The following is a 17,891-nucleotide window of genomic DNA, read 5'->3' as shown; positions in this document are numbered from 1 at the left end:
TATATATTACACTTTTAAAGAATATAATGACAAAATTGCAATAAAAAAAAGCGCAACATTGTTGCGCTTTTTTTTATTGCAAGATACTGTTTTTCAGTATTTTATATTATTTAGAAAAATACAAATACCCCATTAAACTTACCGGTTCGTTTAAATACGTTTTATACGTAATCACGTAAAAATAAGTACCAACCGGTAATCCTTTTTGTTTATTCACAGTTGCCCTTCCTTCTGAAATTCCTCTAAAGGCAACTGACGTATTATTATAACCATGAGCATCATAAACCAGAACTCCCCAACGGTCATAAATTTCTACCGTTACATCAGGATAACATTCGACCCCATCAATTTTAAAAACTTCATTGATCCCATCATTGTTAGGTGAAAATGCATTGTGAACTGTAATTTTACAAGCATCTAATGGCAGTACGGTAGGATTGTCTCCTAAAATAGAATTTCCATCAGACAAGTCTTTTGCAATTTGCCCGTCCGGGCTGACGGCACTCACCTCAGCCTGATTTTCTACAGACCCTGCCTCGAGATCAGCAGCTGTTAAAACATAGGTTCCAACAAAGTTATTAGAATTTGTCTCTCCTTGTTTTAAAATCACCGGATCACCGGTAATAATTACTCCAGGTTTAGGATCTTTAACGACAACATTTACGAGTATAATATTTCCGGTATTGGTTATGCTAAAGCGATACGTAACTGTTTCCCCTACCTCAGCATATCCATTTTTGTTTTCATCATTAAAAGTAGCCGTTTTGATCAGTGCAATAGAAGGTTTAAGGCTTAAATTAACAACCGTTGGATCATCATCACCGATTAAAGTGGGATCATCGCTATCGGAGATATCGGTAACTGGATTCCCCTGAGGGTCATCTCCAATTGCAAGTGCCGAATTGATTACTACTCCTTTGGCAACGTCTGCAATATTTACGGTATACGATGCTGTGGCTGTTCCTGTTGCTCCCGGTGCGAGTACATTAGGAGAAACAGCAATGGTTGTCGCTGTTAACATCGGATCGGTTACCACCACATTGGTGAGTACTACATTTCCGGTATTCTTAACCGTAAAACTATAATTGATGATTGAACCTACTCCGCCATTTCCGGTTAATTTTCCACCTTTTATTAAAGTTAGTTCTTTATGTTGAGGCACCGGAGTAATTGTAGGGTCATTAGGTCCAATTAAGGTAAGATCATTACTGTCGGACAAATCCTGAATGGCTGATCCGCTAGTCGGCTGTGCTGTAACCAAAGCTTGATTTTCGACATAGCCCAGATTAATATCTGCCTGAGTCAACACATAAGTGCCTTTATAACTTGTTGTATTGGATTGCCCCACTCCCAAAACTGCGATTGGTGTACCTGTAATATTTGCCTTTGGATCGGTTACCACCACATTGTTTAAATCTAAAGTTCCCGTATTGGTAATAACGAAGGAATAACGAATTTGCTCTCCCGGCTGTGCATACCCATCACCATTGGAGTCAACGAAAACACCTTGTTTAAGCAATTGAATGGAAGGTTGTGCTACCGTTATTTTGATAACCGCTTCATCGCAATTTGACGGATTTAATTTGTCACAAATTTTATATACAATAGAGTATATTCCCGCAGCCGTACCCGCAGGAACATCTACAGCACCGGTAAGAATATTTAAAACAGGAACTGCAGCTCCGTTTATGGAGTTTGCCGCGGTAATAAGCGTACTATTAATATTGGTCTGCAGAATTGTTGTTCCGTTTAAAGTATCGTTGGCGTACGCATTTAAAACATTACTTGCTCCGGTTAATCCATTGATATTGTCAGCGGCATCATCATTCGCAACAATTGTCGGAACTGCTACTACAATAGTAATAATGGCATCGTCGCAATTTGCCGGGTTTAATTTGTCGCAGATTCTATATCTAATCTGATAAGTTCCCACCGGTGTACCTGCCGGAATGCTAACAAAACCAGTCGCCAGATCTAAGACAGGAACCAGTCCACCATTGATAGAAGTTGCCCCACTGATTATTGTTGGGTTAATTAAACTCACATCTGTTAGAAGAACTCCGTTGTACGTATCATTGTTTGTAAAAGCATTCAGTACATTATTTATTCCTGATAAGCCGTTTGCGTTTGTGATGGTATCATCTTCGGCAACTATCGGAGGTGCGTTTACAATTATGATAATCGTTGCCTGATCACAATTCGTCGGATTAAGTTTTTCGCAAATTTGATATTGAATGAAATAAGTCCCTGCGGAGGTTCCTGGCGGTACATTTACATTTCCTGTAGTGGTATTCAATACCGGAACAATTCCATTTGTTGATGTTGGCGGTGGCGTAGTACTCAAAACACTGATATTAACCAGAGTGGCTTGTGCTGTTACTCCATTAAGGGCATCATTAGTTAGCGTATTTACTACATTGTTTGCACCAACATAGCCGTTAATGTTACTTGCAAAATCATTATTAGCATCAATAATTGGGGCAATAACGTTTACGGTTATATCTGCCTCACTGCAATTGGACGGATTTAGTTTTTCGCAAATACGATAGTGAATAACGTAAATTCCTGCTGAAGTTCCTGCCGGTACATCGACATTTCCTGTCGCAGTATTCAATACCGGAACCGGGTTGCCGGAAACATATCCTGTTGGAGTTATTCCACTTACAGATGTAATATCAATGTTAACCAATTGAATATCCGAACCGTTCAGTCTGTCATTTGTAATGGCATTTATGATGTTTGTTCCGCCTGTATACCCATTAATCGTACCTGCGTTATCTGCATTGGCGACGATCGTTGGCGCTATAACATCAATAGTTATAGTTGCCGTATCAAAATTGGCAGGATTTAAGTTTTCGTTCAAGCGATATTGAATGGTGTAAGTTCCCGCTGCGGTTCCTGCCGGTACATTTACATTTCCGTTTGAAGGATTTAGAACTGGTACCGCTCCGCCATTAATTGGTGTTGCCGGAACTACATTACTGATGGTTACCTGAGAAGGAATAACGGCCGCTCCGTTTAGAGTATCGTTCGTTAGTGCATTTAGTACATTAACTGCTCCTGTAAAACCATTGATATTGGCCACGGCATCATTCACGGCATCTATTTGAGCTCCTGTTACATTAATGAAAACTGTAGCATTGTCACAATTCAGCGGATTTATCTTTTCGCAAATATGGTATTTAATCTCATAATCGCCAGCCGGAGTTCCTGCCGGAATACGAACAAATCCTGTTAGCGGTTCTAATACCGGAACCGGGCCTCCGTTTATTGGTGTTGCGGGAACGTCAACTGTAATGTTTACTTTCGAAATATTAGCTGCAGTTCCGTTAAGAGTATCATTTAGTAAAACATCAATTGCATTGTTGGTCGTTACATATCCGTTGACATTAGCAATGGTATCATCATTTGCGACAATTAACGGAGCCGAAACCTCAACGGTTATAATAGCAGCATCGTTATTTGACAAGTTTAGTTTTTCATTCAGCTGATAACCTATAAAGTAAATTCCCGCTGCAGTGCCCGGTGGTACGCTTACGTTTCCTGTTGTTGCGTTTAATACCGGAACGAGACCTCCATTAATAGGTGTTGCCGGAATAATATTAGTAATCGTTACTTCCGAAGGAATTACTGCCAAACCATTTAAGGTATCGTTGTTTAAAGCATTTAAAGCATTCGGATCACCAACAAACCCATTAATTGGGGCAAAATTAGCATCATCTACGGCATCAATTGGCGCAGGAACAACTATAATGGTAACGACTGCCTGATCACAATTCGTCGGATTTAGATTCTCACATATTTTATACACAAACTTATATTCTCCTGCCGGTGTGCCCGGGGGAACGTCTACTAAACCGGTAACGCTGTCAAGTGTCGGAACCGGACCGCCATTTATAGCCGCTGGAGTTGATATAACGGTTGTCGTAATATCCGGAAGGTCCAGCATGCCTCCATTCAGTAAATCGTTATCATAAATATTGATAATATCGTCTGCTCCATCATAACCATTCACATTTAAAACGGTATCATCAATGGCTTCAATAATTGGTGCAACTACATTAATGATTACAATTGCATCATCACAATTGCCGGGATTAAGGTCTTCACAGATCTGATATTTAATTTGATATTGCCCTGCCGGAGTTCCCGGTGGAACAGTCACAAAACCTAACGAAACATCCAATTCCGGAACCGGAGCTCCCGGAACTTTAGGCTGGGCAGGTGTTAAAATGGATGGGGTCAATAAATTGGCCAAATTGATATTAATGACTTGCCCGTCAAAAGTATCAGCGCCTGCTGCATTGGTATAAACATTAATCACATCTACCCCGCCTTCGTAACCGTTTACATTGTTTACCTGATCGTCATTTACAATTAGCGGAGCAGCTTTTACGACAACTGCAATACTAGCGTCTGCACAATTGGTTGGGTTTAATTTTTCGCAAATAGTATAAGTGATAAAATAAGTATTGGCCGGAGTTCCTGCAGGAATGCTAATACTTCCTGTCGCAGAACTAAAGACAGGCACATTAGCACCAGGATACAAAGGTGTAGCAGCTATATTTTGTGTTATTGTTATTTCATCAAAATTTGCTGCTGTAATTGGAACTCCGTTTAAACTATCATTGGTTAAAGCGTTTGCGGCGTTCATTTGCCCTAAATAACCATTTATATTTTCTACTTTATCATCATTCGCTACAATTAATGCATTTCCAACAGGAACCAAAATAAATGCAGTATCACAATTTGTAGGGACTCCAATTTCGCAAATCTTATATTCAATTTCATATAGCCCTTTTACAGTTCCCGGCGGAACATTTACATTTCCGGTGGTAATATCCAGATACGGAACTGTTGTAACCAAAGGGTCAATCGGCAAGGCCGGATTTACTACAGAAAGTGTCACATTAGATAATGTTGCCTGTGCACTGGCCAATCTGTCATTCGTCAGGGCATTGATTACATTGTTAGCTCCCGTGTATCCATTTACGAGATACCTAACAATATCGATTTTGGCATCAATTCCGGCAGTGGTTACACTAATTACCTCTGTTGCTGTAGAACAATTTTTAAAATTGGAAGGATCTGACGGATTTCCCGGGTTTACAATTTCACATATCGTGTAAGTTAAGGTGTAATCTCCCGCTGGTGTTCCCGGTGCCACAGAAATGGTTCTGGATAGCGGATTAAAATCATAGGTTAAATAACTTGAAATAGAGTTTATGGTCACATTAACCGATGAAGGATTCAAAATCACTCCGTTTATGGTATCGCTGTCTAATATAGAATGTGGTGCGGTACTTCCACCTGTGTCTCCGGAGATTGAGGCAAAATTTTCTGGAACTGCACAAATTCTGTTAAAAATAGTAAAGATAGTCCCTGACGAAATACAAGTATTCAGCCCTACCCGTCTGACATAAATCGTTACGTTTCCGGAAGGTAAACCTGTAAAAACGTTACTGGCCTGAAAAATTGTTCCATCACTGCTATATTCATAACCGGTACCCAGATCCGGATTCGTGATATTAACAGTACCTGTAGCAATGGTACAGGAAGGCTGTTCTGTTACTGCACCAACTGGGGCGGTCGGAAGATTAAAAACTTGTAAGGTTACCTGATTGGAAAAGGTACGACAACCGGATTCAGCCTGAGAGATCATAACTCTAAAATAACGGTTTCCTGCGGTCGCATAAGCAGGTGTTGTATAAGAAGCTGTTGTACCACCAACTCCAGCTGTTACATCTGTATAAGGTCCTGCCAAAGCAGCAGCACTTTGCCATTGATACAATATTGGGCTTCCGGAAATATTTCCTGCTGCCACAACGGTAAAAGTATGAGTCTCATTAATACAGGCTTCCCCATCTTTGGGTTGTGTGCTGATTATTGGAATCTCAAAAACATCTACTTTCGCCGGATTAGAATTTATAGTTCCGCATCCAACACCTGAATCTGTTACATTTAATCTGTAATACGCATCGGCATTTACAAAACCGGTGGTATAAGTTGTTGTATTGGCTCCTGAACCATCCGTTACGTTTGCCCAGCCTGTTGTTCCATCCAACGATTTTTGCCACTGATAGGTAAAGTTTCCAGAACCATTTTGGGCAGTTGATGTCATCGTAAACACACCTCCTTCACAAATATTTCCGCTCACGGGCTGTATGCCTATCGTTGGATCCGGAATAACACTTGCTACTACAACATTGGTAATAAGAGTACAGTTTGGATTTGACGAAGTGATTACACAACGATAATAAGTTGTAACTGAAAGTGGTCCTGTCAAATAATTCGGATTTTGTGCTCTGATTTCTCCGGTAATATCAGCCCAACCATTAACCCCGTCAGGAGAACGCTGCCATTGATAGGTAAACGAAGCCGACCCATTGTTAGCAGAAGCCGCTGTTGACATCAACACTGTTCCTCCCACACAAACGGTATTCGGATTAACAGGCTGAGTCGTAATACTTGGAATAATTACGGAAGCAATACTCGATAAAATTGGTATACATCCCTGAGTAGGATCAGAAATGGCCACCTGATAAAAAGTAGTCACCGTTAAGTTTGGAGTCGTATAAGATGCCGAATTTGCACCCGAAATATCAGTAAACGGACCCGCTAAAGCAGCAGAGCTTTTCCATTGGTACACATAATTTCCGGAACCTCCTGCCACTACTACATTTAAGGTGGCGTTTGAACCACTGCAGATGTTTGTTTTAAACACCGGCTGTGTCACTATGGTAATGGCCGACAAAACCGTTACGGTCGCTACGTTCGAAGTAATGGTATTACATCCGTTTCCACTGGCCGAAACCTCAACTTTATAATAAGTAGTTTGTGTTAAAGCAGGAGTTGCATAAGTTGCTGCCGTTGCCCCGCTTATGGCTGTAAAAGTCGCATTATTTGTACTGCTATACCATTGATAAGTTAAGGTCGGAGTTCCATTCGCTCCGGTTACCGATAAAGTATGATTTCCTCCCGAACAAATTGTCGCTCCTGTTGGCTGAACGGTAATAGATGGATCCGGAACCACTGTTGCTGTAACGGTATTGGAGGTTAAAGTACAATTGGTAGTCGATGAGGTCACTAAACATCTGAATTGGGTTGTTGCATTCAATATATCTGAAGTAAAATTAGCCGTAGTTGCCGTTGCATTGGTTTCATTCACAAAACCTGAACCCGAATTACTTTGCCATTGATAACTAAGTGATCCCGTACCTCCATTTAAAGAAGCCGAAATACTAATATTTACAATTCCTCCCACACATATAGCCACTGGAGTTACTGGCTGGGTAGCAATAGTTGCCACAAATACTGCTACGGCGTCTGAATAAACTTCGCAGCCATTTGCAGCTTGTCTCACTCTTACTCTGTAATAAAAAGTAGAAGTTAACGCTCCGGTGGTGTAAGCGGCTGTTGTGGCACCACTTCCTCCGGTTGTATTGGCCCAGCCTGTTGTACCGTTTGCCGATCTTTCCCATTGATAAATCAAAGTTCCTCCCAAAGGATCTCCCGAAGCTACTACTGTCATGGTATGTGTCGCACCGGAACAGATTGTATTTCCAATAGGCTGCTGGTTCACAACCGGATCAGGAATTACATCCACTAATACGCTATTGGAAGATACCAGACCACAACCGTTTCCGGTAGCCGAAACATCTACACGATAATAAGTATCCTGTGTTAATGCCGGAGTGGTATAGGTGCTGGAAGTCGCACCAGATATTTGCGCAAAACTTATATTATCCGAACTGCTGTACCATTGATAATTTAAAGACGGAGTTCCGCCTGTTCCTGTAACCGATAAGGTAAATGCTCCGCCTGAGCAGACAATTCTGCCTGTTGGCGGAACTGATATGGCAGGATCAGCGACTACAGTTGCTGTAACCGTATTTGAAGTCAATACACAATTGGTTGTTGATGAAGTTATCAGACATCTGAACTGGGTGGTAACATTTAAAACATCAGACGTAAAATTAGCGGTTGTTGCCGTCCCATTGGTTTCATTTACAAAACCCGCACCTGAATTACTTTGCCATTGATAACTAAGCGTTCCCGCACCTCCATCTAGTGTGGCAGCAATAGTAATGCTTACAATTCCACCTACGCAAATAGCCGCCGGAGTTGCAGGTTGCGTTGTAATTCGTGCAACATTGACCAATGCCGCATTGGAGAAGGTTTCACAGCCGCTTCCCGATTGTGTAATTTGTGCCCTAAAATACAAATTCGATGTTAAGGCCGCTGTAGTATAAGTTGCGGTATTGGCTCCACTTCCTCCTGAAACATTGGTCCAGCCCGAAGTTCCATTCACCGAACTTTGCCATTGATACCCAATCGTTCCTGCAGCGGTATTGGTAGTTGTCGCAGCGACCGTCATCGTATGTGTATCTCCCGAACAAATTGTACTTCCTGTTGGCTGAATTGTGACAACGGGGTCCGCAATAATCGTAAGTTTTGCCACATTACTCGTAACCTGTGTACAAGTACTCGAAACCATTACTCTATAATAATAATCTCCGGTTGTTAAAGCATTATTAGTGGAAAAAGAAGCATTCGTTTGCCCTGAAATATTGGCCCAGCCCGTTACGCCATTGGCAGAAGTTTGCCATTGATAGGTATAAGGAGCTATACTTCCGGTTGGGCTAGCCGTAAAAGTTGTGGTACCTCCTTCGCAAATGGTGGTGTCACTTGTTAATGCCGGAAGAACTAAGTCAGAAGGCCGTACTATATTGACTTCATCTGTATAAGAATTACAAGAACCATTACTGATCGTCCATTTTAATCGCGTTGTTCCTACTGATATATTCGTTACCGTAGTATTAAAAGCATTGGCATTGGTGATTACTGCCGTACCTCCGGGATTCGTGACAAAAGTCCACACACCTGTTCCCGTTACCGGATTGTTTCCATTTAAGGTTGCGGTTCCCGTATTACAAATCGTCTGATCGGCTCCTGCATTTGCTAAAGGCGGCAATGCATTTACGGTTACTGAAACAGTACTGGAACTTGATGCACACACTCCGCTTGTAATCGTCCATCTAAAAACATAATTACCTGCCTGTGTCCCCAGAACCGTTGTTGTTGGAGAAGTGGCATCTGTAAAACTTACCGTTACCGGCCCTGAAACTTGTGTCCATAAACCCGTTCCGATTATTGGTGTATTTGCTGCCAGAGTAAGTGTTTGAAATTCACAGATACTAATTGGAGTTCCCGCATTTGAAGTGGATGGCAGAGGGTTAACCGTTAAAGTCAGCTCATCAAAAAATTGACAGCTCAGATTTGTGGCTGTCCATCTCAAAACATAAGTTCCCGAAGCACTTGGCGTAAATGTAGAAGTCGGACTCGAAGCAGCAGAAAAAATTCCTGCCGGTCCACTACTTATTGACCATTGGCCAGTTCCAACTGCAATGACATTGGCGGCTAAAGTTGCACTATCAGATTCACAAATCGTCTGATCAGGTCCGGCATTAGGAACTGTTAAATCTGCAGTCACCGTAATTTGAACTGAATCTGTTGTAGACGGACAAAGCGCTCCATTGCTAACGGTCCAGCTAAAAACATATACCCCTCCTGTTTGTGTCAGATTGCTAACCGTTGTAGTAGGCATAATATCAGAACTAAATACCGCTGTAGTTGGTCCGGAAACCTGAGCCCATTTTCCCACTCCTGCCAGTGGTGGAATTGCCGTTAGATCTGTCACAGATCCACAAATACTTTTATCCCCACCCGCAATGGCCTGTGAAGGCGGTTCTGAATTCTCAATCCTAATTTGATCCGACTCACTACAGGTTCCTGAACTAACGGTCCAGTTAAACACATAAAAGCCATAACCCGGATTTATAAACATCGTATTAGGATTGGTATCGTTTACAAAAGATCCCGTTCCCGGGCCAAATAATAGGGTCCATTTTCCTGTTGTTCCGGGATCAGGTACCGACGCTGCCAGCTGAAATCCTCCTGCACCTACATCACAAAATTCCTGATCAGGCCCCGCATTTGGAGGTGTTGTAATCTGACCGTTTACCGTTACCTGAATATCATCTGACGTTTCAGGACAAAGGCCTTGTGCCGCGATAGTATATCGAAACACATAAACACCCGGTATTAAATTAGTTACTGCCGCGCTATTGTTACTGGTTGTTGTAATGGTTGGCACTCCTGCTCCTCCGGAAACATAAGTCCAGGTTCCTGTACTGTTGGGATTACCCGTTAAATATAAAGGTCCCTCTAAGCAGGTGGCATAATCAGACCCCGCAGCTGCAACTTCCGTTACTTTTACAGTCATCTGATCTTGGTTTGTCGGACAATTTATTCCTGTAGAGGTTGTCCATTCTAAAATATATTCTCCCGTTATAAGTCCGGATAAAGTTGAATTAGCCGCTCTAGCATCTGAAAACACAGGCGAATTGGGTCCGCTGACTAACGACCATATTCCATTGCCGATCACCGGAGGAGTTGCCCCGAGCGTAACCGAATTTTGATTACAAACCGTTTGATCAGGTCCTGCGATTGCCGGTGAAGGACCTTCATCAACATTAAGCTGTACCGTAGCTGATGTACTCACACAGAATCCTCTTGAGATGGTCCATTTGAACACCCAAGAACCTGAAGTTAGTCCCGTGATTGTAGTAGTGGGACTAGTCGGATTTGTAATAACAGGTCCGTCTCCTCCACTAACCAATTCCCATAGGCCGCTTTCTCCGGAAGCTGGTGCATTTCCGGTTACTGTTGTATTATTGGCACATAGTCTTTGACCAGGACCTGCCTGAGCTACAGTAATATCAGGTGCTATAGTTATACCTACACTATCTTCACCATCAGCACAGCCCACATTACTAACGGTCCACTTGAAAGTATAATCTCCGTCACTTAATCCTGTTACCGTAGTGTTATATTGCGTTGGATTTGTAATGGTTACCGGTGTTCCCGTTGTTTGAGTCCAAATACCGGTTCCGGGAGCAGGATCATTTCCGTTTAAGGTAATCGTGCTGGTACCGGTTGGAAAACATTGAGCAGCTCCTGCATCGGCATCCGCTCCTTCTGTTCCATTGGTAACAACATCAACTGTATCTGCCGACGTACCGCAGCCGTTTACAATAGTCCAGGTAAAAGTATACGTTGTATTGGCAGCCAATCCGCTTACTTTGGTATTTGGATCACCCGGATCGCTAATAATTACACCGGCACTGGGAGAAACTGTCCAGGTACCATTTTCGCTGTTCTGTATGGCATTTCCCTGTAGTTGAACTTTTGCCCCGAAACAAACTGCCTGATCAGGTCCCGCATTAGCAGCTGTAGGGGCAACACTGGATACCAAAACCTCAGAAGTGCTTTGAGATACCTCACAAGCTTCTCCACCGGAAATGGTCCATCTAAATTTATATGCCCCGTTAATTAAGGGAGACACTGTTGTAGTGGGACTATTGACATCAGAAAAGGTCACACTGCTAGGGCCCGAAATCTGTGACCATTTTCCTTTCCCCCGAACGACCAGATTTCCTGCCAATGTTCCGGAAGTTGAATTACAAGGTACTATCTGCATCGTTCCAGCACTCGAAGTGGTAGGAGTTGCAGATACCACCAATGTCACATTATCATTAACAGTTTCACACTGACTCCCCTGATTTGGCGCTTTAATTAACCGAACAACATAAGTTCCTGAAAAAGTCAATTGACTAATCGTAAGACTGTTTCCTGAAAAATTCACCGGAGGTGTCGGGAACGAAGGATAGGGCGGATTCAGAATGGGGTTGATACTTGGGCCTGATACGATCTGCCAGCTCATTTGCCCATTACCTGCAAAAGTTACCGGAATTGTTGCCTCAGACTCATTACAGCCCAGAACCTGATCCGGACCTCCTGAAATGGATATTATATCTTCTAAGACGACGACATAGTTAGCCGTCGTCACGCAATTTGTTACACTATTAGTCAGGGTGTACAAAAAAGTATAGATTCCTAATGTGGTCATTCCTGACACTGCTGTGGAAGGGGAAGTCGGATTTTGAATTACAGCTGTCGGGCCTCCGGTTTGTGTCCACTGCACACTTTCATTTACGTATCGGGGTATTGTTCCCTGAAGGATTGTTGAGGTTCGGCCATCACAAAAATAAGCGGTTGAACCACTCACATTGGTAACATCTGCTGTTGGAGGCGGAACCACTACTGTTACTTCATCCATTCCATTGGCACAGGTTCCGGCAACAGTCCATCTAAAAACATAAGTACCTTCAAGCAGACCTGTTACGGTTGTATTGTTTTGATTGGCATTCGTAAAAGTTGGAATACCAGGTCCTGAAACAACTGTCCAGGTACCTTGCTGCTGTCCTGGTGTACTTCCGCCAAAACTCCCATTAAGAGTAACGGTCTGAGTAGCAGAATAACAGTTTGAAAGCGTGATGTCAGCTCCTGCGGTAACAGGCATTCTTCCGCCCAAGCTTGAAATAACTACGTCATCCGTTGAAGTACAGGATGCATTTGTTATCGTCCATCTTAAAGTGGTCGAACCGGAACTATTTCCGGAAACCGAAATGGTACTAGTGGGAGAATTTGGATTGTTGATTGTAACTCCGGCATTATTATTTCCTACAATACTCCAGGTTCCTGTTTCTGTTCCTCCAACTGTATTTCCGTTAAGTGGATATGTCCCCTGACAATAGGTTTGATCTGGTCCTGCATTTGCACGTGTAAGTGGCGAAACCGTCACTACAACATCATCAAATATGGTTGAATCGTCGCCACATTTAGCCGTTAATCTAAAAGTATAACTATTTCCTGGAATCGCTCCCTTAATTAAGGTTTGCAATGCGTTCGGATCATCGATTTGTACCGCTGGCCCTCCTATCTGACTCCATTTCGGAGCATCCATAAAATTAGTCCCCGGTGCCGTATTGGCTGTCCCCAGTAAATAAAACTGATCCGGCGGTAAAGCTGTTGCTCCACCCGGACAAATTGTTCTGTCTGCATTTGCATTTACAGTACAATTCTGTGAAAAAGTATAAACGGGAAGTACAAATAAAAAAAAGAAAAGCGTTTTATTTAGTCCTTTATGTAATTTATCAGAGTAATTTAATTTCATAAATTTAAATTTTTGAATTAAAAACAAAGAAATAACAGTAAAAACATTGGGGCGGCTTAACACAAATTTAATAAAAAAAAGCTTATCTCCTTAATAAACATATTGATTATTAGATAGTTACAGAATCAAAACGATTTGAAGTCTTATTTTACTGATTATCAATAAGTTACAAGTGTTAAGGGGTTTTATTTGTATAAAAAAACGAAATAAGAACTCCTAAAATCATTAAAAAAACAAAAAAACAAGACAAACTACATCCTGTTTTTAGTTTTATTCAAGAAAGAGAATATTGCGTTTTAAGCCATCAAATTTGGTTCTTTTGATAGGAGAATTTTTAAAAACTAACCGAAAAGTCTCTTCGGTAATTTCGATCCAATCCTTTTTAGAAAAAGAAAGCAGTTCCGGATTGGGATTGAATAAAGGTTCGGAATGCGGCTTTGAGAACCGATTCCACGGACAAACATCCTGACAGGTATCACAGCCAAACATCCATTCATCAAACTTTCCCTTCATTTCATGAGGTATGTTTTCTTTGAGTTCGATCGTGTAATACGAGATACATTTACTGCCGTCGACTACATGAGGAGCCACTATTGCCTGTGTGGGACAGGCATCAATACAGGCGGTACACGATCCGCAATGATCTGTTGTAGCATGGTCGTACTCTAAATCTAAATCCAGAATAAGTTCGGCTATGAAATAAAAAGATCCTACTTTTTGAGTCAGCAGGTTACCGCTTTTACCAATCCAGCCCAGTCCGCTTTTTGCTGCCCAGGCCCGATCTAAAACGGGTGCCGAATCTACAAAAGCACGGCCTGATACTTCTCCTATATTCTCCTGAATCGAGTGTAAAAATTCTTTTAATTTTTCTTTAATCACAAAATGATAATCCTGACCGTAGGCATATTTCGAAATTTTAAAACTTTCGTCGGTCTGAGTTTCTGTTGGGTAGTAATTTAGTAAAAGCGACACTACACTCTTAGCATCATCTACTAATAAAGTAGGATCCAGACGTTTGTCAAAATAGTTCTCCATATACCCCATCTGCCCATGATGGTTGTTGTTTAACCATTTTTCAAGACGCGGCGCCTCCTCTTCCAGAAATCCTGCTTTGGATATTCCACAAGAAAGAAAACCAAGCCTTTTGGCTTCAGCTTTTATGAATTTTGAATAGGTCTCTTTAGAATTGATTGTCATCTTTTAGAGAATAAAACTTCTATTCCAACAGGTTTTAAAGTAATTAACGGATTGAATTGAACCGTATCAGTCTCCGATTTAATTACATATTTTTTCACAATATGAGCCACAGTAAGGCACATTTCATAGATCGCAAATCCCGCTCCGATACACATTCTTGGTCCGGCTCCGAAAGGATAAAAATATTGCATCGAGTGTTTCTTTTGTTCCCCAAGAAAACGCTCGGGAATAAACTCTTCGGGATTTTCCCAGTATTTAGGATTTCGATGCAACTCATAAAAAGAAACTCCAATTAATGTTCCTTTTTTTAAATGATACGGTCCTATAGTATCGTCTTCAACATTTTGCCGGTCTGTAATCCAGGCTGGCGGATACAGGCGCATCGCTTCATTGATAACGGCATTCAAATAGGTCATCTTCTGCAATTGTTCTACTACATTCTCTGTCTGTGTTTCGATTTCCAGAATTTCATCCAATACTTTCTGCTGTATCTCCGGATTTCTTCCCAAAAGATATAGTGTAAAAGTTAAAGCGTTGGCACTGGTTTCATGTCCGGCAATAAAAAGAATCTTAATTTCATCGATCAGTTGTTTGACCGACATTCCTTCACCGGTATCTTCGTAACGGGTTTCTAAAAGCAGCTGAAGCAAATCGTTTACGGGCTCTCCCGAAGTGGTTCGCTCGTCGATAATTTCCTGAATGATTCGGTTGTTTTCTTCGGCCAGTTCCAAATGTTTTGCCACCTGACCACTCACCGAAAACCACCATGCTTTATGGGGAAGCCGAATTTCTTTGATCAAAAAATGCTGAACTTCTTCGATGATGTATTTGATCCGATTTAATTTCTCTTCCGAAATCGAAAGATGAAACAGTGACTTCGCCACTACATTAAATGCGAGCTCACTCATAACAGGAAAGAGGTCAATGCACTTTTCTTCCTCCAATTCCTTTAATTCTGAAACGATTGTCTCATTCATATTCTCAACCAGCTGATTCATCTTCTGTTTATGAAACGCGGGCTGAATGAGTCGTCTTTGTTTCAGCCAAAAATCGCCATCAACGGTCAAAAGTCCTTTTCCTAAGTATTTTGAAAGATAAACGGACTGAAATTTAGATTTGTGATAGTTCTTTTGATTTTTCTGTAAAATATGCTGGGCAATCTCATTATCACGCGATAAAATCAAGTGTTTCGAACGTCCTATCTGAAGCGAAAAAGAATCCCCAAACTGATCAAAATATCTTTTATGATAAGGAATAGGGTTTCTACGCACTCCTTCGGCATCTAAAAAGAACCTTACGATCGAAAGCTTATTCGGGTACTTGTATTTTTTATTTTCAGACATGCTTAACAGGATTAAAACAATCCGCCCTGAATGTTGGTATTTATTTTTCCTAAATGTTTGTAGGCCTTATCCGTAACCTCACGTCCGCGTGGTGTACGCATAATAAAACCTTCCTGAATCAAAAAGGGTTCGTAAACTTCTTCAATGGTTTCACTGCTTTCTGATACAGCAGTTGCCAAAGTCGAAAGTCCTACGGGGCCACCTTTGAATTTGTTAATAATGGTCAGTAAAATTTTATTATCCATTTCATCCAATCCATGCGCGTCTACATTTAGTGCTTTTAAGGCATAACGTGCAATTTCGATATCGATGGTTCCATTTCCTTTAATCTGTGCAAAATCGCGAACTCTTCTCAGCAATGCATTGGCAATACGAGGTGTTCCACGGCTTCTACCGGCTATTTCGATAGCGGCATCCAATGAAATTGGCATTTTAAGTATAGAAGAACTTCTTTCTACAATGGTGGTCAAAAGTTCAGTAGTATAGTATTGCAAACGGGAGGAGATTCCAAAACGAGCTCTCATCGGGGCTGTCAATAATCCGGAACGCGTTGTAGCTCCTATCAGCGTAAAAGGATTCAGATTGATTTGTACCGTTCTGGCATTTGGTCCGGATTCAATCATAATATCGATTTTGAAATCCTCCATAGCCGAATACAAATATTCTTCGACAATAGGACTCAAACGGTGAATCTCATCAATGAATAAAACGTCTCTTTCGTCAAGATTGGTCAATAAACCTGCCAAATCTCCCGGTTTGTCCAAAACAGGGCCTGAAGTAATTTTGATCCCCACTTCAAGCTCATTGGCCAAAATGTTCGCCAAAGTAGTTTTACCCAATCCCGGAGGTCCGTGAAAAAGAGCGTGATCAAGTGCTTCACCACGCTGATTAGCGGCAGCAACGAAAATCTTTAGGTTCTCTAAAACCTGATCTTGTCCTGCAAAATCATCAAATGACAGTGGACGCAATCTTTTTTCAAGATCTAATTCTTCCGGATTGTACCCTTTTGTAGTGGGATCTAAGTTTTCATTCATTTTACAAAGATAGACAAAGAAATCAGTTTGTAAAACAGTTACATTTCAAATTCGAAGTTTCAGGTTTCAGCTTTCAGGTTTCAAGTTTCAAGTTTCAAGTTTCAGGTTTCAAGTTCTAAATCATTCCTTTGCCGGACTAATGACGAACACCTCTTCGTTATCCGCCATTTGAATTCCGATACTCTTTTTAGGAAATGTCTTTTAAGAAATCCAGGAGCTTTACTTCCCTCTTAATGATTCTTACCAACATAACTCCAAAAAACAGTAAAAAACCAAATCCGCTAACAAGGATATAGAGATAAAAACCTCTGGAGAAATTTTCTTTAAAAACGGGTAAAAGCAAGGTAAAGCCGGCAACATAAGTCATATAAATTATGGGCGTAAAAATGTAATGGATTTTTTTTCTCCATTGATAAAAGTGTTGAGCCTGCTTGCTGTATTCGATTAAAGGAACGTCTGTTTTTAAATTCTCGAATTTTCTTGCGCTCCTCCACTCCAGAGCGATGCGGACCACCAGCATGGTAATCATAATTCCCAATCCGAAACTGAATACAGTTTGTTTATAGGCTCCCACCCAAATGTAATAGACGATCAGTATGATTGCCGTCAGACTCAGAATTATTCTGGTCCAAAGATGATTGCGTTTTATTTTTTTAGTATGTGCTTCTGCCTTTTCAATGACATCATTGGCGGCTGGTTTTATATTGGATGCTGCTTGCTGATCCCAAATGTTTTGTAAATCTTCAAATGTTTTCATTTTGTACACATTGCGTTAAACTTTTTTTAATTCGATGGATTCTAACCCGAAGTGTTTCTTCAGTGATTCCAATTACTTCTGATATTTCGGGATATTCGACACCATCTAAGATCATCAGAATGATCATTTTATTGGTTTCTTCGAGCTTTTGTATGCACTGATACATTTGCTGAAGCTGTTCTTCTTTTTCATCCGAATACGTTTCCGAAGCAACCTTAGGCGGTATATCTGTTCTGATTTCTTTTCGCGTAGATGATTTTCGTAAAAAAAGAAGACAGGTATTAACGGTGATCCTGTAAATCCAGGTACTGATGCTCGATTCATTCCGAAAGGTATCTAAATGCTCCCAAACCTTGATGAAAACTTCCTGAGCTGCATCAGAAGCTAATGCAATATCTCCACAAAAATAACCTTTGCACAAACGAAACACTTTATTGTAATGTTTGTTATATATCTCGTTAAATTGTTCTTTTTTATTCACC

At 41.2% G+C, this 17,891-nt stretch carries 6 protein-coding genes; all 6 read right to left on the bottom strand.

Features of this window, described 5'->3' with window-relative positions; translation table 11 throughout:
- Positions 1-106: 106 nt before the first annotated feature.
- The gene (locus LNQ34_RS11590) at positions 107-13,078 is read right to left on the bottom strand and encodes a PKD domain-containing protein (RefSeq protein WP_229999819.1); all 12,972 of its coding nucleotides are present in this window, start codon (positions 13,076-13,078) and stop codon (positions 107-109) included.
- Positions 13,079-13,348: 270 nt separating this feature from the next.
- Positions 13,349-14,275, bottom strand: a complete 927-nt coding sequence (gene queG, locus LNQ34_RS11585; protein ID WP_017498169.1) for a tRNA epoxyqueuosine(34) reductase QueG — start codon at positions 14,273-14,275, stop codon at positions 13,349-13,351.
- Complete coding sequence (locus tag LNQ34_RS11580; RefSeq protein WP_229999813.1) at positions 14,272-15,618, bottom strand: cytochrome P450; 1,347 nt, start codon at positions 15,616-15,618, stop codon at positions 14,272-14,274. Before LNQ34_RS11580 ends, queG begins: the two co-directional genes overlap by 4 nt.
- A gap of 11 nt (positions 15,619-15,629) precedes the next feature.
- Positions 15,630-16,652, bottom strand: a complete 1,023-nt coding sequence (gene ruvB / locus LNQ34_RS11575; protein ID WP_017498167.1) for a Holliday junction branch migration DNA helicase RuvB — start codon at positions 16,650-16,652, stop codon at positions 15,630-15,632.
- Between the two features lie 187 nt (positions 16,653-16,839).
- Positions 16,840-17,409, bottom strand: coding sequence for a hypothetical protein (locus tag LNQ34_RS11570; RefSeq protein WP_229999812.1), 570 nt, complete (start codon positions 17,407-17,409; stop codon positions 16,840-16,842).
- Positions 17,396-17,890 carry an RNA polymerase sigma factor gene (locus LNQ34_RS11565; protein WP_229999810.1) on the bottom strand — a complete coding sequence of 165 codons (495 nt, stop codon included), beginning with the start codon at positions 17,888-17,890 and terminating at the stop codon, positions 17,396-17,398. The genes LNQ34_RS11570 and LNQ34_RS11565 overlap by 14 nt, the downstream gene beginning before the upstream one ends.
- Position 17,891: the final 1 nt, after the last annotated feature.

This window comes from Flavobacterium lipolyticum, from assembly GCF_020905335.1.
GTDB lineage: Bacteria > Bacteroidota > Bacteroidia > Flavobacteriales > Flavobacteriaceae > Flavobacterium > Flavobacterium lipolyticum.
Note: the sequence above shows the minus strand (reverse complement) of the source record. Positions and strands in the feature narration are given on the sequence as shown.

Bases quoted from the DNA above. Each gene is read 5' to 3' on its own strand.
- ruvB (WP_017498167.1), bottom strand. From the start codon at position 16,652: ATGAATGAAAACTTAGATCCCACTACAAAAGGGTACAATCCGGAAGAA.
- LNQ34_RS11590 (WP_229999819.1), bottom strand. From the start codon at position 13,078: ATGAAATTAAATTACTCTGATAAATTACATAAAGGACTAAATAAAACG.
- queG (WP_017498169.1), bottom strand. From the start codon at position 14,275: ATGACAATCAATTCTAAAGAGACCTATTCAAAATTCATAAAAGCTGAA.
- LNQ34_RS11570 (WP_229999812.1), bottom strand. From the start codon at position 17,409: ATGAAAACATTTGAAGATTTACAAAACATTTGGGATCAGCAAGCAGCA.
- LNQ34_RS11580 (WP_229999813.1), bottom strand. From the start codon at position 15,618: ATGTCTGAAAATAAAAAATACAAGTACCCGAATAAGCTTTCGATCGTA.